The organism is Streptomyces sp. WAC 01529, from assembly GCF_003945545.1.
GTDB lineage: Bacteria > Actinomycetota > Actinomycetes > Streptomycetales > Streptomycetaceae > Streptomyces > Streptomyces anatolicus.
This window is the reverse complement of sequence record NZ_CP029617.1, coordinates 2,675,823-2,695,134: the sequence shown is the minus strand read 5'-3', so window position 1 is coordinate 2,695,134 and position 19,312 is coordinate 2,675,823. Positions and strand designations below refer to the sequence as shown.

The 19,312-nt window shown below is 71.5% G+C and carries 13 protein-coding genes; all 13 read left to right on the top strand.

Annotation, left to right across the window (positions count from 1 at the left end):
• The first annotated feature begins 9 nt into the window (after nucleotides 1-9).
• On the top strand, nucleotides 10-681 hold the full coding sequence (gene mreD / locus DMA15_RS12015) for a rod shape-determining protein MreD (RefSeq protein ID WP_125512760.1): 672 nt from the start codon (nucleotides 10-12) through the stop codon (nucleotides 679-681).
• Nucleotides 678-2,936 carry a penicillin-binding protein 2 gene (gene mrdA, locus DMA15_RS12010; RefSeq protein ID WP_125512759.1) on the top strand — a complete coding sequence of 753 codons (2,259 nt, stop codon included), beginning with the start codon at nucleotides 678-680 and terminating at the stop codon, nucleotides 2,934-2,936. The genes mreD and mrdA overlap by 4 nt, the downstream gene beginning before the upstream one ends.
• Nucleotides 2,936-4,132, top strand: a complete 1,197-nt coding sequence (rodA, locus tag DMA15_RS12005) for a rod shape-determining protein RodA (protein ID WP_125512758.1) — start codon at nucleotides 2,936-2,938, stop codon at nucleotides 4,130-4,132. The genes mrdA and rodA overlap by 1 nt, the downstream gene beginning before the upstream one ends.
• Before the next feature lie 72 nt (nucleotides 4,133-4,204).
• Nucleotides 4,205-5,890, top strand: coding sequence for a CYTH and CHAD domain-containing protein (locus DMA15_RS12000; protein ID WP_125512757.1), 1,686 nt, complete (start codon nucleotides 4,205-4,207; stop codon nucleotides 5,888-5,890).
• A gap of 50 nt (nucleotides 5,891-5,940) precedes the next feature.
• On the top strand, nucleotides 5,941-7,866 hold the full coding sequence (locus DMA15_RS11995) for a TIGR03960 family B12-binding radical SAM protein (RefSeq protein ID WP_125512756.1): 1,926 nt from the start codon (nucleotides 5,941-5,943) through the stop codon (nucleotides 7,864-7,866).
• Nucleotides 7,867-7,926: 60 nt separating this feature from the next.
• Entirely contained in the window at nucleotides 7,927-8,418 is a 492-nt protein-coding gene (locus tag DMA15_RS11990) for a GNAT family N-acetyltransferase (protein ID WP_125517652.1), read from the top strand.
• A 6-nt stretch (nucleotides 8,419-8,424) separates the two neighbouring features.
• Entirely contained in the window at nucleotides 8,425-9,777 is a 1,353-nt protein-coding gene (locus DMA15_RS11985) for a hypothetical protein (protein WP_125512755.1), read from the top strand.
• A gap of 48 nt (nucleotides 9,778-9,825) precedes the next feature.
• Nucleotides 9,826-10,626, top strand: a complete 801-nt coding sequence (locus DMA15_RS11980) for a TIGR03936 family radical SAM-associated protein (RefSeq protein ID WP_125512754.1) — start codon at nucleotides 9,826-9,828, stop codon at nucleotides 10,624-10,626.
• Between the two features lie 236 nt (nucleotides 10,627-10,862).
• The gene (locus DMA15_RS11975; RefSeq protein ID WP_125512753.1) at nucleotides 10,863-15,233 is read left to right on the top strand and encodes an Rne/Rng family ribonuclease; all 4,371 of its coding nucleotides are present in this window, start codon (nucleotides 10,863-10,865) and stop codon (nucleotides 15,231-15,233) included.
• 221 nt (nucleotides 15,234-15,454) lie between these two features.
• Complete coding sequence (locus tag DMA15_RS11970) at nucleotides 15,455-16,813, top strand: phospholipase D-like domain-containing protein (protein ID WP_125512752.1); 1,359 nt, start codon at nucleotides 15,455-15,457, stop codon at nucleotides 16,811-16,813.
• Nucleotides 16,814-17,011: 198 nt separating this feature from the next.
• Complete coding sequence (rplU, locus tag DMA15_RS11965; RefSeq protein ID WP_028813461.1) at nucleotides 17,012-17,332, top strand: 50S ribosomal protein L21; 321 nt, start codon at nucleotides 17,012-17,014, stop codon at nucleotides 17,330-17,332.
• 14 nt (nucleotides 17,333-17,346) lie between these two features.
• Complete coding sequence (rpmA, locus tag DMA15_RS11960; protein WP_010986870.1) at nucleotides 17,347-17,601, top strand: 50S ribosomal protein L27; 255 nt, start codon at nucleotides 17,347-17,349, stop codon at nucleotides 17,599-17,601.
• A 110-nt stretch (nucleotides 17,602-17,711) separates the two neighbouring features.
• A complete protein-coding gene (obgE, locus tag DMA15_RS11955) occupies nucleotides 17,712-19,151 on the top strand; it encodes a GTPase ObgE (RefSeq protein WP_125512751.1) in 1,440 nt (479 codons plus the stop codon).
• Nucleotides 19,152-19,312 lie beyond the last annotated feature (161 nt).

Sequence of the window (19,312 nt, the reverse complement as noted above, 5' to 3'; positions counted from 1 at the left end):
ACCGGACCCATGCGCTTCAACCGAATCCTGCTCTCCTCCACCCTCGTCGTCGTCGCCCTGGTCATCCAGGTCAGCGTCCTGGCCCGGCTCCAGCTGCCGGGCGCGGTGCCGGACCTGGTGCTGCTCACCGTCCTCGGCCTCGCCCTGGTCTACGGCCACGTCGGCGGAGCCCTCATCGGCTTCGGCGCGGGCCTCCTCTCCGACCTGGCCCCGCCCGCCGACCACGCCGCGGGGCGGTACGCGCTCGTGCTCTGCGTCGTCGGCTACCTCGCGGGCCTCGCCAAGCCCGACGGCGGCCGGCTGCGCTCCGCCACCGGGCCGCTCGCCGTGGTCGTCAGCGCCGCCCTCGGCTCCACGCTGCTGTACGCGGGCGTGGGCGCCCTCGTCGGGGACACCGCCGCACGCCATGTGGGCCTGGTCGGGCTGCTCTTCACCGCCGCGCTCTACGACCTGCTGCTCGCGCCCTTCACGGTGCCGCTGATCATCGCGCTCGCCAGACGCGCCGAGAACGACCCGCTGGGGGAGGGCTCCCCGGCCAACAAGGCCGCCGACGTCTCCTCCGGCTGGCTCGCCTCCGGCACCGGACTGAGCATCGGCAGCCAGCGCGGCGGCCTGCGCGCCAAGGCGGCCAAGGCCCGCGTGGCACGCGCCGGACGCATCAAGGGGGTCAAGCGCCTGTGACCAACATCCCGGAGACCGGACGGACCCCCCGCGTCCAGATCCGGCTCATCATCATCCAGATCCTCGTCGTCTCCCTCCTGCTCACCCTCGGCGGCCGCCTCTGGTACCTCCAGGTCCGCAACGGCGAGGAGTACGCCAAGGAAGCCTCCGGCAACCACGTCCAGCAGGTCGTCCAGCCCGCCGTACGCGGCTCGATCCTCGACGCCCGGGGCGTACCGATCGCCGACAACCACACCCGCCTGGTCGTCTCCGCGTCCCGCACGGACCTGATGAAGATGAAGGACGACGGCAAGGCGGTACTCGCCAAGCTCGCCGACGTCCTCGCCATGGACCCCAAGGACGTCGCCGACAAGGTTCGCCTCTGCGACTCCAAGACCCCCCAGCCCTGCTGGAACGGCTCGCCCTACCAGCCCATCCCGATCACGGACGAGGCCACGCCCAAGCAGGCCCTCCAGATCCGCGAGCGCTCCGAGGACTTCCCCGGCATCACCGCCGAGCCCACCGCCGTGCGCCGCTACCCCGCGCCCGGCAAGTCCAACACCGCGCAGGTCCTCGGCTACCTCTCGCCCGTCACCGACGACGAGATCAACAAGGCCAAGGACACCGACTCCCCGTTCCTCCGCTCCGACCAGGTGGGCCGCTCCGGGCTTGAACGGACGTACGACAAACAGCTGCGCGGCAAGGCGGGCGTCACCCGTTACGAGGTCGACAACCTCGGCCGCGTCATCGGCACGGCCAAGTCCGACGAGGCCGAGCCCGGGGCGAACGTCGTCACCAGCATCGACGCGCGCGTCCAGGCCGTCTCCGAGTACTGGCTGAACGACGCGATGGAGAAGGCCCGCGGCGAGTTCGACAAGAACACCGGGGAGAACTACAAGGCCGACGCGGGTGCCGTCGTCGTCATGGAGAACAAGACCGGCCGCGTCGTCTCCATGGCCTCCAACCCGTCGTACGACCCGAACGCCTGGGTCGGCGGCATCTCCGGCAAGGACTACGCCAAGCTCACCGGCAAGAAGTCCAACTACCCGCTGCTGAACCGCGCCATCCAGGGCCAGGCGGCCCCCGGCTCGATCTTCAAGGTCATCCCGACGGCCGCCGCCGTCAACGCGGGCTACGACTTCAACGGCCGCTACCCCTGCCCCAGTTCGTACTCCATCGGCGGCCAGACCTTCAAGAACTTCGAGTCCAAGGGGCACGGCTCCATCACCCTCGGCCAGGCCCTCGAAGTCTCCTGCGACACCGTCTTCTACAAGCTCTCGCACGACCAGTGGGCCAAGGACGGCGGCAACAAGCCGAAGCCCGACGCCAAGGACTGGTTCTACAAGACCGCCCACCAGTTCGGCCTCGGCAAGGAGACCGGCATCGACCTGCCCAACGAGGTCACCGGCCGCGTCCCCGACCGCCAGTGGAAGAAGGACTACTGGAAGGCGAACAAGGACGCGTGGTGCAAGCAGGGCAAGAAGGGCGGGGAGTACTCCGAGCGCATCGCGTACGAGAACTGCCTCGAAGGCATGAAGATGCGCGCCGGTGACTCCGTCAACTACTCCATCGGCCAGGGCGACACCCTCGTCACGCCCATCCAGATGGCCACGATCTACTCCGCCATCGCCAACGGCGGCACCATGTACGACCCCACCGTCGGCAAGGCGATCATCAGCGCCGACGGCAAGCGGATCCAGGAGATCAAGCCCAAGGCACACGGCAAGCTGCCGATGGACGCGGAGCTGCGCAAGGACATAGACGGTGCCCTCGCGGACGTCGCGACGCGCGGTACGGCCGCGTGGCGGTTCGGCGGCTGGCCGCAGGACAAGATCCCGATGCACGCCAAGACGGGTACCGCCGAGGTCTACGGCAAGCAGACCACCTCGTGGTTCGCGACCTACACCAAGGACTACACGATCGTCATGACGATCTCCCAGGGCGGTACGGGCTCCGGTGCCTCCGGACCCGCCGTCCGCAAGATCTACGACGCGATCTACGGCCTCGACGACAGCGGCAACCAGGACCTGAAGAAGGCGCTGCTGCCCGAGCCGCAGAAGACCCTGCCGAAGATCGAGGCCGACGGATCCATCGACGCCCCGAAGATCAAGCCGTACAAGCCCGAGGCGGCCGAGCCGAAGGACGGTCAGCCGCAGGGGCAGCCGGACGGGCAACAGCCGGACGGGCAGCAGCCGGACGGCGGTCAGCAGGACGGGCAGCAGCAGGACGATCAGCAGGAGCTGGCCGGGGCCGTGGCCAACTGGAGGCGTGACTGATGACCGGCAGTGGCTTCTCCGTCTCCGGGTACGGCCCCGAGCGCTCCAACCTGGCGCGCCTGCTCGCCCGCGACTCGATAGTGCGCCGCCTCGACTGGCCGATGCTGCTCGCGGCGATCGCGCTCTCCGGCATCGGCACCGCGCTCGTCTACTCCGCGACCCGCAACCGCACCGAGCTGGTCGGCGACGACCCGTACTCCTTCGCGCTCAAGCACGTCCTGAACACCGGCATCGGCTTCGCTCTGATGATCGGCACCGTCTGGCTCGGCCACCGCACGCTGCGCACCGCCGTGCCGATCCTCTACGGCATCTCCGTCTTCCTGGTCCTGCTCGTGCTCACCCCGCTCGGCGCGACCATCAACGGCGCGCACGCGTGGATCGTGCTCGGCGGCGGCTTCTCGCTCCAGCCCTCCGAGTTCGTGAAGATCACGATCATCCTCGGCATGGCGATGCTGCTCGCCGCCCGCGTCGACGCGGGCGACAAGGACCACCCCGACCACCGGACCGTCCTCCAGTCCCTCGGCCTCGCCGCCGTGCCGATAATGATCGTCCTGCTCATGCCCGACCTCGGCTCGGTCATGGTCATGGCGATGATCGTGCTCGGTGTGCTGCTCGCGTCGGGCGCCTCCAACCGCTGGGTCTTCGGGCTCCTCGGCGCGGGCGTCGCCGGTGGCGTCGCCATATGGCAGCTCGGCGTCCTCGACGACTACCAGATCGCCCGCTTCGCGGCCTTCGCCAACCCCGCGCTCGACCCGGCGGGCGTCGGCTACAACACCAACCAGGCCCGCATCGCCATCGGCTCCGGCGGTCTGACCGGCACCGGCCTGACCAAGGGCTCCCAGACCACCGGGCAGTTCGTCCCCGAACAGCAGACCGACTTCGTCTTCACCGTCGCGGGCGAGGAACTCGGCTTCGTCGGCGCGGGCGCGATCCTGCTCCTGCTCGGCGTCGTCCTGTGGCGCGCCTGCGCCATCGCGCGGGAGACCACGGAGCTGTACGGCACGATCGTCGCCGCCGGGATCATCGCCTGGTTCGCCTTCCAGGCCTTCGAGAACATCGGGATGACCCTCGGCATCATGCCGGTCGCGGGCCTTCCGCTGCCCTTCGTGTCCTACGGAGGTTCATCGATGTTCGCGGTCTGGGTGGCCGTTGGGCTGCTCCAGTCGATCAAGGTGCAGCGGCCGATGTCGGCGTAGCTCCGTGCGCCGGAAAGTCCTGAGGTTGCCGCGGTCCTGTTTGGGTTCGCGTTTCGCGTCTAGATTCAATTCATGGCGGACACGAAGCACGAGGCGGAGACGAAGCGCGAGATCGAGCGGAAGTACGAGGCCGGGGCGGACACGGAGCCGCCCGACCTGACCGGGGTGCCCGGGGTCGGCAAAGTCGTCGACAAGGGCGTCGTCGAGCTGGACGCCGTCTACTGGGACACCCACGACCAGCGCCTGGCCGCCGCCTCGATCACCCTGCGGCGCCGCACCGGCGGCGCCGACGAGGGCTGGCACCTGAAGCTGCCGGTGTCGCTCGCCGACGGCGTGCGGGACGAGATCCACGCGCCGCTCGCCGACACCGTGCCGTCCGCCCTGCTCGGCCTCGTGCGCTCCCGCGTCCGCGAGGCCGAACTCGTACCCGTGGTGCGCCTGCTGTCCACGCGGAACCTGCGCCACCTGCTCGACGCGCGGGGCGCACTGCTCGCCGAGGTCAGCGTCGACGGGGTGATCGCCGAGCGGCTCACCCCGGGCGGCGGCACGGCCGCGTGGTCCGAGATCGAGGTGGAGCTGGCCGACGGCGGCGACCCCGCCTTCCTCGACAAGGTCGAGAAGAAGCTGAAGAAGGCGGGCGTACGCCGCTCCACCACCGCCTCCAAGCTGGCCAGGGCGCTGAAGGAGACCGCACCCAAGGAGACCGCACCCAAGGAGACCGCGCCGAAGGAGACCGCGCCGAAGGGCCGCAAGGGCAAGAAGGCCGCGGCCGGCGAGGCCGGGACGGCGGAGGGCGCGGTCAGCGCGGGCAAGCGGGCGGGGAAGAGCGAGGCCGTGGCCGAGGCGGTACGGGAGGCCGTCGGGGACGGATCCGGCACCGCGGGGGACCACGTCGTCGCCTACCTCCGCGCCCAGCGCGACGCGATCGTCTCCCTCGACCCCGCCGTCCGCCGCGAACTGCCCGACTCCGTCCACCAGATGCGGGTCGCCACCCGGCGGATGCGCAGCGCCTTCAAGTCGTACCGCAAGATCCTCGACCGCAGGGTCACCGATCCCGTGGGCGAGGAGCTGAAGTGGCTCGCGGGGGAGCTGGGCGTCGACCGCGACCAGGAGGTCCTCGCCGAGCGGCTCGTCACCCGCGTCGAGGCGCTGCCGGGGACCCTGCTCCTCGGCCCCGTCCGCGGGCGGCTGCGCATGTGGTCCGTCGCCCGCCGCGCCGACTCGCGGTCCAGGACGGCCGCCGTACTCGAGAGCGAGCGCTACCTCGCGCTCCTGGACTCCCTCGACGCCCTGCTCGCCGAACCCCCGCTGCACCCCGCCGCCTCCGCGCCGCCCGCCAAGGCGCTGCCCAAGGCGCTCCTGAAGGACTACGCCCGCCTCGCGACCCGCGTCGAACACGCTCTCGCACTGGAATCCGGCGGGGAGCGCGACCGGGCGATGCACGAGGCGCGCAAGGCCGCCAAGCGCGCCCGGTACGCGGGCGAGGCCGCGGTCCCCGCGCTCGGCAAGCCCGCCAAGAGGTTCGCGAAGCGGATGAAGTCCGTACAGAGCGTGCTCGGCGACCACCAGGACAGCGTGGTCGCCCGTGAGGCCCTGCGCGCCCTGGCCGTCCAGGCCCACATGGCGGGCGAGAACGCCTTCGCCTGGGGCCTGCTGTACGGCCAGGAGGAAGCGAGCGCGGCGGACGGCGAGCGGGCGCTGCCGGGGGTGTGGGCCGGTGCGTCCCGGCGGAAAGTGCGGGCGGCGCTCGGCGGGTGAACCCCGGGGTACGCTTGATGGTCACCCCTGCCGGCTCATGAAGGTTCGCGATGTCTGCCGAATCGGTCTTCCCACAGCTCGAAGCTCTGCTCCCGCATGTGCAGAAGCCCATCCAGTACGTCGGCGGTGAGCTGAACTCCACCGTCAAGCCGTGGGACAGCTGCGACGTCCGCTGGGCGCTCATGTACCCCGACGCCTACGAGGTCGGGCTGCCCAACCAGGGCGTCATGATCCTCTACGAGGTCCTGAACGAGCGCCCCGGCGTCCTCGCCGAGCGCACGTACAGCGTGTGGCCGGACCTGGAGGCGCTGATGCGCGAGCACCAGGTCCCGCAGTTCACGGTGGACGCCCACCGCCCGGTGAAGGCCTTCGACGTCTTCGGGCTCAGCTTCTCCACCGAGCTGGGCTACACCAACATGCTGACCGCCCTCGACCTCGCGGGCATCCCGCTGGAGTCCAAGGACCGCACCGTCGAGGACCCGATCGTCCTCGCCGGCGGCCACGCCGCCTTCAACCCCGAGCCGATCGCCGACTTCATCGACGCGGCGATCATCGGCGACGGCGAGCAGGCCGTGCTCGACATGACGGAGATCATCCGCGCCTGGAAGGCGGAGGGCCGTCCCGGCGGCCGCGAGGAGGTCCTGCTGCGCCTCGCGAAGACCGGTTCCGTCTACATCCCGGCCTTCTACGACGTCGAGTACCTCCCGGACGGGCGGATCGCCCGCGTCGTGCCCAACAGGTCGGGCGTGCCGTGGCGGGTCTCCAAGCACACCGTCATGGACCTCGACGAGTGGCCCTACCCCAAGCAGCCCCTCGTCCCGCTCGCGGAGACCGTCCACGAGCGGATGTCCGTCGAGATCTTCCGCGGCTGCACCCGCGGCTGCCGTTTCTGCCAGGCCGGCATGATCACGCGCCCCGTGCGGGAGCGAAGCATCACCGGCATCGGCGACATGGTCGAGAAGGGTCTCAAGGCGACCGGCTTCGAAGAGGTCGGCCTGCTCTCGCTCTCCTCCGCGGACCACACCGAGATCGCCGAGGTCGCCAAGGGCCTCGCCGACCGGTACGAGGAGGACAAGATCGGGCTGTCCCTCCCCTCGACCCGCGTCGACGCCTTCAACGTGGACCTCGCCAACGAGCTGACCAGGAACGGCCGCAGGTCGGGCCTGACCTTCGCCCCCGAGGGCGGCTCCGAGCGCATGCGCAAGGTCATCAACAAGATGGTGTCCGAGGAAGACCTCATCCGCACCGTCTCCACCGCGTACGGCAACGGCTGGCGCCAGGTGAAGCTGTACTTCATGTGCGGCCTGCCCACCGAGACCGACGAGGACGTCCTCCAGATCGCCGACATGGCGACGAAGGTCATCCAGAAGGGCCGCGAGGTCTCCGGTTCGAACGACATCCGCTGCACGGTGTCGATCGGCGGCTTCGTGCCCAAGCCGCACACGCCGTTCCAGTGGGCCCCGCAGCTCTCCGCCGAGGAGACCGACGCCCGCCTGGAGAAGCTCCGCGACAAGATCCGCGGCGACAAGAAGTACGGCCGCTCGATCGGCTTCCGCTACCACGACGGCAAGCCCGGCATCGTCGAGGGCCTGCTCTCGCGCGGCGACCGCCGCATCGGCGCCGTGATCCGCGCGGTCTACGAGGAGGGCGGCCGCTTCGACGGCTGGCGCGAGTACTTCAGCTACGAGCGCTGGATGCGCTGTGCCGAGAAGACGCTGCCCGAGATGGGCGTCGACGTCGACTGGTACACCACGCGCGAGCGCACGTACGAAGAGGTGCTGCCCTGGGACCACCTGGACTCCGGTCTCGACAAGGACTGGCTCTGGGAGGACTGGCAGGACTCGCTCGACGAGACCGAGGTCGAGGACTGCCGCTGGACGCCGTGCTTCGACTGCGGTGTGTGCCCCCAGATGGACACGCACATCCAGATCGGCCCCACCGGCAAGAAGCTCCTGCCGCTCACGGTCGTCAAGTAGCCCCACGTGCCGCGACTCGCCCCGCCCACCGCCCTGGTCCACCGCTCCTACATCGCCGCGATGGAGGAGTTCCGGGCCGAGGGGCGGGGCGGGGCGGACGACGACACCACGCTCGGCCGCACCCTGCGGGACTACGGCGAGAAGTGGCACGACCCCGTCGTCTTCGCGCGGTACGTCGCCGAGGTCGACGCCGCCGCCTACCCCGCCGCGCCGCACTCCGTCCCGGTCACGACCCTCTGGTACGTGGACGGCGCCGACTACTTCGGCCGCGTCGCCATCCGCCACACCATCGCCACCCGCTTCCTGCGCGAGTACGGCGGCCACATCGGCTACGACGTCCGCCCCACCGCCCGCCGCCGCGGCCACGCCACCGGGATGCTGCGCGCCTGCCTGCCGTACGCGGCCCAACTGGGCCTGGAATCCGTCCTGGTGACCTGCGACACCGACAACATCGGCTCGCGCAAGGTCATCGAGGCGTCGGGCGGCGCCTTCGAGGACGAGCGGGGCGGAAAACTGCGGTACTGGATCCGAACCGGACTCCCACGCGTCTAGGACGACATGGACCTGGAAAAACGACCTCCCCACGAGGCTGCCCAGCAGCCCCCGCCGGGGCAGGCCGACCGTCACCCCCCGCAGGCCGAGGGCTGTCTCGCCGTCGCGATCCGGCTGCCCGTACGGATCGTGGTGCTGGTGCTCGTGGTGCCGGTGCGCCTGGTGTGGGACGCGCTCGCCGTCTGTGGACGCTTCCTGTACTTCAGGGGCCTGCGGCCGGTCGGGCGCGGCATCGGCGCGGTCCTGACGTGGCTGTTCAAGGCGGTCTTCGTCTGGCCGTGGGTGGGTCTTTGGCGGTACGTGGTCGTGCCGGTCGGCGCCGGTCTCGCCTGGCTGGGCCGCGTGTTGATCGTGGTGCCGTCCGTGTGGTTGTACCGGGCGGTCCTGACCCCGATCGGGCACGGGATCGCGTGGCTGGCGCGGGGTATTGGCCGGGGCATCTCGGCGCTGGCGCTCGGTATCGGCGCGGGCTGCGCGTGGCTGTGGCGCCACCTCGTCGCGATCCCGGCGGCGTGGCTGTACGCGTCCGTGCTGACCCCGATCGGACACGGTATCGCCTGGCTGGCGCGGGCGCTCGGCGCCGGGGCCGCGGCGGCCGGACGGGGCATCGGCGCGGTCCTGGTCTGGCTGCTGAAGGCGGTCTTCGTCTGGCCGTGGGTGGGTCTTTGGCGGTACGTGGTCGTGCCGGTCGGCGCCGGTCTCGCCTGGCTGGGCCGCGTGTTGATCGTGGTGCCGTCCGTGTGGCTGTACCGGGCGGTCCTGACCCCCATCGGGCACGGGATCGCGTGGCTGGCGCGGGGGATCGGGGCGGGCATCTCCTGGCTGGCGCGCGGCACTTGGACCGTCGTATCGACCCTGTTCCGCTGGATCCTCGTCGCGCCCGCCGTCGCCGTCTGGCGCTGGCTGCTCGCGCCCATCGGGCGGGCCGTCGCCGTCGTCGCCCGCGAGATCGGTGACGCGCTCGGGCACGCCTGGCGCGTCGCCGGGCACCTCTCCCTCGTCATCGGCCGCTTCCTCGCCAAACTCCTTCGGTGGATCTTCGTGGAGCCGGTGCGGTGGGTCTACAGGACCGTTCTCACACCCGTCGGACACCTGGTCCGCGACGCCGTGTGGCGCCCCGCCGCCAGGGCCGTCAAGGAGGTCCGCCGCACCACCCGACAGGCCCTCACCGCCGCCCGCGAGAGCGTGCGACAGGCGCGGGCCGACGTACGGCGCATGCTCTTCGGGGCACCCGGGCAGCCGGCGCCGGTGGCGGCGACAGCGGGGGAGCCCGTGCCCGTACCGGTGGCCCGGCGGGAACCTGACGCGCGCGGGGCACGTACTCTAGGTAGCAGTACGACCGCTCTCACGAAGGACTGAACGACACTGGGCAAGCGACAGCCCGAAGGCCCGCCGCCCGCACCCGCGGTGCAGCGCATCCGCCTGCGCTACACCAAGCGCGGCCGCCTCCGGTTCACCAGCCACCGTGACTTCCAGCGCGCCTTCGAGCGTGCGCTGCGCCGCGCCGAGGTGCCCATGGCGTACTCGGCGGGGTTCACCCCGCACCCGAAGGTGTCGTACGCCAATGCCGCACCCACCGGCACGGGCAGTGAGGCCGAGTACCTGGAGATCGCGCTCACCGCGCCGCGCGACCCCGACCAGCTGCGCGAGCTGCTGAACGAGTCGCTGCCGGACGGTCTGGACATCACCGACGCCGTCGAGTCCCGTACCTCGGGCCTCGCCGACCGGCTGACCGCCTCCGTCTGGGAGCTGCGCCTCGACGGCGTGGAGCCCGCGCGGGCACAGCAGGCGGCGGAGGTGTTCCGCGCCGCCGAGAAGGTCGAGGTCCAGCGCCGCACGAAGAGCGGCATGCGCACCTTCGACGCGCGCGAGGCCGTCGTGAGCCTGGAAGCGGTCACCGATGGTGAGGCGGCCGCGCGCGGCACTGATAGGCCGAGCGACAAGCCCTGTGCGATACTGCGGCTGGTTGTTCGGCACGTGACACCTGCCGTACGACCTGACGACGTCCTGTCCGGTCTCCGAGCTGTGGCCGACCTGGCGCCGCCGGTCCCCGCAGCGGTGACCAGGCTGGCGCAGGGGCTTTTCGATGAAGAGACCGGCACGGTGACCGACCCGCTCGCGCCCGACCGCGAGGCAGTCACGGCCGCCCCACCCACGGCCGCCGTATCTGCCGCCGCGAAGGCGCCGGCGCCGGAAGGCCCCCGCTGAGGGACGTACGTCGAAGCGCAGCCCTTGTACTCGGGAGCCACCTGGGTCGGGCAGCGCACTGACCGAGACTTTCGCCAGGCCGTCCGCATTTGGGCGTACGGAACCGGCGAGACAAGACATAGAGAGCTCCCGTGCGGCGCCCACGCCCCCGGATGGCGGCCCCGCGCATCTAGCGCGAGCCGCGGACATCACGGACAAGGCGCGGCGCCCGGGAGCGTGACGGGAGAACCGCCCGCATGCTTGAGCCGACCGAACCCACTGAGGGCTCGCAGAACAACACCCCCAGCGACACTCTGCCGCCGCGCCGCAGGCGCCGCGCCGCGTCGCGTCCCGCGGGACCGCCCGCGGGCACCACGGAGGCCGCGGCCCCGGCCATACCGGCCACCCCCGCCGCCGAAGACATCACCGGGGACGTCTCCGCGGACGTCTCAGAGGTCGAGGAGACCGACGAGGTGGCCGCCGCCGAGGAGGCGGCTCCCGCGCCGCGTGCACGCCGCCGTGCGAGCCGTCGCGCTTCCGCGCCCGCCGGTGCGCCGCAGGCCGCCGAGGTGACGGAGCCCGCTGAGGCTCCCGCGCCTGTTGCCGAGGAGGCCGGGGAGGCCGAGGAGGCTGCTCCGGCGCCGCGTGCGCGTCGTCGTGCCAGCCGCCGCGCCTCCGCGCCTGCCGGTGCGCCGCAGGGTGCCGAGGTGGCTGAGGCCGTTTCGGCTGCCGCTGAGGTCGCCGTGCCCGCCGAGGCTCCCGCCGTTGAGGAGGCCGAGGAGGCAGCTCCCGCGCCCCGTGCGCGTCGCCGTGCGAGCCGTCGCGCTTCCGCGCCCGCCGGTGCGCCGCAGGCCGCTGAGGTGACGGAGCCTGCCGAGGCTCCCGCCCCCGTTGCGGAAGAGGCCGAGGAGGTCGAGGAGGCTGCTCCGGCGCCGCGTGCGCGTCGTCGTGCGAGCCGTCGGGCCTCCGCGCCCGCCGGTGCGCCGCAGGGTGCCGAGGTGGCTGAGGCCGTTTCGGCTGCCGCTGAGGTCGCCGTGCCCGCCGAGGCTCCCGCCGTTGAGGAGGCCGAGGAGGCAGCTCCCGCGCCGCGTGCGCGTCGCCGTGCCAGCCGTCGGGCCTCCGCGCCCGCCGGTGCGCCGCAGGCCGCCGAGCAGGCCGACAAGCCCGGCAAGGCTGACGAGAAGGCCGAGGCGGAGGCGCCCGCGCAGTCCGCGCAGCCCGCGCCGGTCGAGGAAGCCGAGCCCGCGGAGGACGACGCCCCCCGTGGCCGTCGCCGCCGCGCCACCCGTAAGACCGCGGCCGTCGGATTCTCCGCGCCCGCCGGTCACAAGGCCCGCAAGGCACAGAGCGCCGACGCCTCCGGTGAGGGCAACGGCCGCAAGCCCGCACGTCCCGCCGTCGCCGTCTTCCAGGCGCCGGTGTTCGCCGCGCCGATGTTCCAGACCCCGGAGAGCGCCGCGGCCGCGGCCGCCGCCGAGGCCGCGGAGGAGTCCGTCGTCGAGGAGCCCGCCGCCCCCGTGGCGGAGGAGGAGACGTCCCCGCGCCGTCGCCGCCGCCGTCGGGCCGCGGAGGAGCAGCCCGCCGCCGAGGAGCGGGAGCCCGCCAAGGCCGCCGAGCAGCAGCCCGCCGAAGAGGCCGAGGAGACCGCGGCCGAGCAGGCCGACTCCGATGACGACGCGGAGGAGGCCGGCGAGCGCCAGGGCCGTCGGCGCCGTCGCGGTGGCCGCCGCCGTCGCCGCGGTGACCTGGCCGACCAGGACGGCGAGCAGCACGACGCCGGAGCCGAGTCCGACGACGACACCGCCGCCGAGCAGGCGGAGCAGGACGCCGAGGACACCGCGGAGCAGACCGCCGAGGACGCCGAGGACGCCGACGACAGCGCGGACACCGAGGATTCGGCCTCGGACAACGGCGGCTCCGGTTCGAGCAGCAGCCGTCGGCGCCGTCGCCGCCGCCGTCGCGCCGGTGACTCCCCCGAGGGCGAGCCGGGCGACAGCGACCCCGAGCGCACGGTCGTCAAGGTCCGCGAGCCGCGCGAGCGGCGTGCGAAGGACCCGGAGCGCGAGCTGGGCACCGGCGCCGACGAGGTCCAGTCCATCAAGGGCTCGACCCGCCTGGAGGCCAAGAAGCAGCGCCGCCGCGAGGGCCGCGAGCAGGGCCGCCGCCGCGTCCCGATCATCACCGAGGCCGAGTTCCTGGCGCGCCGCGAGGCCGTCGAGCGCGTGATGGTCGTACGCCAGAACGGCGAGCGCACCCAGATCGGCGTCCTGGAAGACAACGTGCTCGTCGAGCACTACGTCAACAAGGAGCAGGCCACCAGCTACGTCGGCAACGTCTACCTGGGCAAGGTCCAGAACGTGCTGCCGTCCATGGAGGCCGCGTTCATCGACATCGGCAAGGGCCGCAACGCGGTCCTGTACGCCGGTGAGGTCAACTTCGAGGCGCTCGGCATGGCCAACGGCCCGCGCCGCATCGAGTCCGCCCTCAAGTCCGGCCAGTCGGTCCTCGTACAGGTCACGAAGGACCCGATCGGCCACAAGGGCGCCCGCCTGACCAGCCAGGTCTCGCTGCCCGGCCGCTATCTGGTCTACGTCCCCGAGGGGTCGATGACCGGCATCAGCCGCAAGCTGCCCGACACCGAGCGCGCGCGTCTGAAGACCATCCTCAAGAAGATCGTCCCCGAGGACGCGGGCGTCATCGTGCGCACCGCCGCCGAGGGCGCGAGCGAGGACGAGCTGCGCCGTGACGTCGAGCGTCTGCAGGGTCAGTGGGAGGAGATCCAGAAGAAGTCGAAGGCGGCCTCCACGAGCGCGCCGGGCCTGCTCTACGGCGAGCCGGACATGACCGTCCGCGTGGTCCGCGACATCTTCAACGAGGACTTCTCCAAGGTCATCGTCAGCGGTGACGACGCCTGGCAGACCATCCACGGATACGTCTCGCACGTCGCGCCCGACCTGGCCGACCGCCTCTCGCGGTGGACGTCCGAGGTCGACGTCTTCGCGACGTACCGGATCGACGAGCAGCTCGCGAAGGCCCTGGACCGCAAGGTCTGGCTGCCGAGCGGCGGCTCGCTGGTGATCGACAAGACCGAGGCGATGATCGTCGTCGACGTCAACACCGGCAAGTTCACCGGTCAGGGCGGCAACCTCGAAGAGACCGTGACGAGGAACAACCTCGAAGCGGCCGAGGAGATCGTGCGCCAGCTGCGCCTGCGCGACCTGGGCGGCATCGTCGTCATCGACTTCATCGACATGGTCCTGGAGTCCAACCGCGACCTGGTCCTGCGCCGCCTGCTCGAATGCCTCGGACGCGACCGTACGAAGCACCAGGTCGCCGAGGTCACCTCGCTGGGCCTGGTCCAGATGACCCGCAAGCGTGTCGGCCAGGGGCTCCTGGAGTCCTTCTCCGAGACCTGCGTGCACTGCAACGGCCGCGGCGTCATCGTGCACATGGAACAGCCGACCTCCGCAGGTGGTGGCGGCAAGCGCAAGAAGCGCGGCCGGGCCGGCGCGGACCACCAGGACCACGAGCACGGCCACGAGCACGAGGCCGACGTCGTCGATGCCGATGTGATCGAGACCGAGGAAGAGGTCGCGGCGGAGGCCGCCGCTCCGGTGGCGCTGCCCGAGCCCGAGTTCGTGCCCGACGAGGAGCTGTACAGCAGCGCGGCCGAGGCCGAGGCCGCCGCTTCGCGCGGTGGCCGCTCCCGGCGCAGGGCGACGCGGCGGGCCTCGGCCCCCGCGGGTGCCCCGCGCGCGGAGACCGTGCCTGATGAGGCGCAGGAGGCGCCGGAGGCTCCGAAGGCGGAGCCCTCCAAGCGGTCGGGCAAGCGGGCGAAGGCGGCCGAGAGGGCCGCGGAGAAGGCCGCGAAGGCCGAGGCGGAGGCCGCCGAGGCCGAGGTCCCGGTCGTCGAGTCCGACGTCGCCCGCACCGCGGCCCCGGCCGCCGAGGACCCGATGGTCGGCACCCCGGAGGCCGTCGAGGCGGCGCACGAGGCGCATGAGGCCCACGAGGCGCAGGCCGAGGCTCCCGCCGCGAACGCCACGGTCGCCACGGACACCGCGGACGCCGCGCCGAAGGGACGTACGCGCCGTCGTGCCGTCCGCAAGGCGACGTCGCCCGCCGGTTCGCCGAAGACCGCGCAGAGCGCCGAGCCCGAGGCCGCCGAGGTCGTCGTGGCCCCGGCGCCCAAGGCCGAGCCCGCCGCCGAGCCGGTGGCCGAGCCCGTGGCCGAGGCGCCCGTCGCCGACGCCGCTCCGGCCCGTCCGCGCCGCCGCGCGGTGCGCAAGGCCACCGCGCCGACCGCGTCCGAGGAGGCGGCCGTCGTGGTCGTCCCTTCGGCGGAGAAGGCCGCGCCCGTGAAGGCGGAGCCCGCGAAGGCAGAGCCGGAGCAGCCCGCTGCCGAGGCCGAGGCCCCGGCCGGGGAAGCGGCTCCGGCCAAGAAGACGGCGCGTAAGGCCGCCAAGAAGGCGCCCGCCAAGAAGACGGCGGCTAAGAAGACCGTGGCCAAGAAGACGGCCGCGAAGAAGACGACGGCCAAGAAGGCGTCGAAGACGACGGCGAAGAAGGCCGCGGCGGCGGAGCAGACGCCGTCCGGCGTCTCGGCCGACGCCTCGAGCGAGGGCTGACCCCTTCGCGACCGGTGCCCCCCTGTTCGGCCGTGCGGCCTGAGCAGGGGGGCACCGCCGTGTCCGGGAAACGGCCCCGCACTGCTCGAAAGCGTGAAGCGGCCACCCTCGCCTTTGAGCACAAGAGCAACACCTGTAAAACTCATGCGGTCTGACGGTTGAACAGCGACGTGAGTGCGCGTGTGGGGAGACGGCGCGCCCGCGTCAGGGAGGGATGACAGATGGCGCACACGCGCCTGCGAGGCACGGGACGGCACCGTGCGGTGAAGCCGGTCAAGGGCGGACGCCAGGCCGTGGCGCTGGCCACGGTCCTGTCGGCGGCGGGGATCCAGGCCGCGGGGTCGGTGGGTACCGCCTCCGCGGACACGACGCCGACGCCCACCTGGACCGAGGGCCCGATCTTCAACGACCCGAAGGGCGGCGTCGACCAGCAGCACGCGATCCGCACCCGGCTGATCGAACTGACGAACGCCGCGGTGCCGGGGTCGACGATCAAGGTCGCGGTCTACCACGTGTGGGAGGCCCCGATCGTCGACGCGCTCGTCGCCGCCAAGCGGCGCGGCGTGCACGTCCAGGTCCTGCTCGACGAGACCAGCAAGAGCGACCGGCCCACCAACGCCTCGTACGCACGCCTCATGCAGGCGCTCGGCACGAGCAAGACCAGGCCGTCCTTCGTGACGCTCTGCCCGACCGGGAAGTCCTGCCTGGGCGACCCGCGGTACGGCAAGTCGATCATGCACAACAAGTTCTGGCTGTTCTCGCAGGTCGAGGGCGCCAGGGACGTCGTCGTGCAGACCACGTCGAACTCGACGCCGTCCGCGCACACCAAGTTCTTCAACGACGCGCTGCTGCTCCCGAACAACCCCGCCATGTACGACGCGTACGCCGACTACTTCACGGACATGCTCGGCAAGCAGTGGCAGGGCTGGGACTACCGCACGGTCAGCAGCGGCCGCTACAAGGCGTACTTCTTCCCGCGCAACGGCACGGTCAACGAGACCGACACCATGTACTCGGTGATGAACAACATCCGGTGCACCTACCGGGACTCGGCGGGCGTGACGCAGCGCACCAAGGTCCGCGCCGCCATCTTCAAGATCACGCGCAAGCAGATCGCCGACAAGCTGGTCTCCCTGAAGAAGGCCGGCTGCGACGTCAGCATCCTGTACGCCGAGACGGACAGCGCCAAGAGCCAGGGCGGCACCCCCGGCACCTGGGAGCAGCTCCACACGCCCGGCGGCCCCTCCGTACGCTGCTACAACGACGACAGGGACCCGCTGAACCCCGGCGCCAAGCTGATCACGCCCTACATCATCCACTCGAAGTACCTGCTCATCGACGGCATGTACGACGGCAAGCGGAACAAGGTCTCCTTCACCGGCTCGCAGAACTACACGGCGCCCGCGCTGCGCGAGAACGACGAGGCGATCGTCAAGGTCGACGACGACTCGGTGCACGACACCTACCGCTCGCACTTCCTCCGCACGGGGGCCGTGGCCTGGCCGGGCACGGCCGACAAGACGGACCTGTGCAAGGGCGTCAAGCCGCTGCCGCCGGACGGTGAGAAGCCGACCACGTGAGCGGGGGTGCGGGGCCCGGTTTGACCCTTCAGGGCGGGCCCCGTAACCTTGACCGTCGGCGTGTTCCTATGCACGCCCGCCCCCTGTAAACCCTTTTCCTCCTGAACCGCGGGCACTGCTTCCGGGTCGGGAGAGGCCGCCTGCTTTCGCGGGTGGCTGGACTGCGGGGGTCCCGTTCCGAGCGAGAGAGAGATCCGCGTGTACGCCATCGTGCGCAGCGGTGGTCGCCAGCACAAGGTTGCTGTCGACGACATCGTTGAGGTTGACAAGATTCCCACGGCCAAGGTTGGCGACACGGTCGAGCTCTCGACCCTGCTCGTCGTCGACGGCGACTCCGTGACCAGCGACCCGTGGGTGCTGGCCGGTATCAAGGTCACCGCCGAGGTCGTGGACCACCACAAGGGTGCCAAGATCGACATCCTTCGGTACAAGAACAAGACCGGCTACCGCCGTCGCCAGGGTCACCGCCAGCAGTACACGGCGATCAAGGTCACCGGTATCCCCACGGCTGCGAAGTAAGGGACTGAGACAAGATGGCACACAAGAAGGGCGCATCGTCCACTCGGAACGGTCGCGACTCCAATGCTCAGCGGCTCGGCGTGAAGCGCTTCGGCGGTCAGGTCGTCAACGCCGGTGAGATCCTGGTCCGCCAGCGCGGCACCCACTTCCACCCGGGCTCCGGCGTCGGCCGTGGCAAGGACGACACGCTGTTCGCGCTCGACGCCGGTGCGGTGGAGTTCGGTACCCACCGTGGCCGCAAGGTCGTGAACATCGTTCCGGTCGCCTGATCGGTTCTTTTCGCGAGGCGGACCTCACTTCCCCGGCGGGGAAGCGGGTCCGCCTTTCGCGTGTTACGCAAGAGACATCCCTGCACGTTCGTTTCTGGAGGCACTGAACCATGACCACCTTCGTGGACCGCGTCGAGCTGCATGTCGCCGCGGGTAGCGGGGGCCACGGCTGTGCCTCCGTTCACCGTGAGAAGTTCAAGCCGCTCGGCGGCCCGGACGGCGGCAACGGCGGCCGTGGCGGTGACGTGATCCTGGTCGTCGACCAGGACGTCACCACCCTGCTCGACTACCACCACAGCCCGCACCGCAAGGCCACCAACGGCCAGCCCGGCGCCGGTGACAACCGCTCCGGCAAGGACGGCCAGGACCTCGTCCTGCCGGTCCCCGACGGCACTGTCGTCATGGACCGCGAGGGCAACGTCCTCGCCGACATGGTCGGCCAGGGCACCACCTTCATCGCGGGCCAGGGCGGCCGCGGCGGCCTCGGCAACGCGGCGCTGGCCTCCGCCCGGCGCAAGGCCCCCGGCTTCGCGCTGCTCGGTGTGCCCGGTGAGGCGCGGGACCTCGTCCTCGAGCTGAAGACCGTCGCCGACGTCGCCCTCGTGGGCTACCCGAGCGCGGGCAAGTCCTCGCTGATCTCCGTGCTGAGCGCCGCGAAGCCGAAGATCGCGGACTACCCGTTCACGACCCTCGTCCCGAACCTCGGCGTGGTCACGGCGGGCTCGACCGTCTACACCGTCGCCGATGTGCCCGGCCTCATCCCGGGCGCCAGCGAGGGCCGCGGCCTCGGCCTGGAGTTCCTGCGGCACGTCGAGCGGTGCAGCGTGCTCGTGCACGTGCTCGACACGGCGACCCTGGAGTCCGACCGCGACCCCGTCTCCGACCTCGACGTCATCGAGAAGGAGCTGCGGCTGTACGGCGCGGGCCTGGAGAACCGTCCCCGCATCGTCGTCCTCAACAAGATCGACGTGCCCGACGGCCAGGACCTCGCCGAGATGGTCCGGCCCGACCTGGAGGCGCGCGGCTACCGCGTCTTCGAGGTGTCGGCCGTCGCGCACAAGGGCCTCAAGGAGCTGTCCTTCGGCCTCGCCGAGCTGGTCGCCGCCGCGCGTGCCGCGAAGCCGAAGGAGGAGGCGACCCGTATCGTCATCCGCCCCAAGGCCGTGGACGACAGCGGCTTCACCGTCACCCGCGAGGACGACGGCATCTACCGCGTGCGCGGCGAGAAGCCGGAGCGCTGGATCCGTCAGACCGACTTCAACAACGACGAGGCCGTCGGCTATCTCGCGGACCGCCTCAGCCGCCTCGGCGTCGAGGACCAGCTGATGAAGGCCGGTGCCCGCGCGGGCGACGGCGTCGCCATCGGTCCCGAGGAGAACGCGGTCGTCTTCGACTGGGAGCCGACGATGATGGCCGGCGCGGAGATGCTGGGCCGCCGTGGCGAGGACCACCGCCTCGAGGCGCCCCGGCCGGCCGCGCAGCGCCGCAAGGACCGCGAGGCGGAGCGGGACGACGCGCAGCGGGCTTACGACGACTTCGAGCCGTTCTAGGCGGGGGCGCCCTGGGCGGGTTCCGGGGTGCTGCCTTCTAGGGTGGCGCCCGGCGCTTGGGGCTGTGCCCACCCGTTCCGCCCTGCGGAACGATTGCCCACAGCAGTAACAGAAGGGGCCCCGGAGCTTTTGCTCCGGGGCCCCTTCCGCATGCTTCAGGT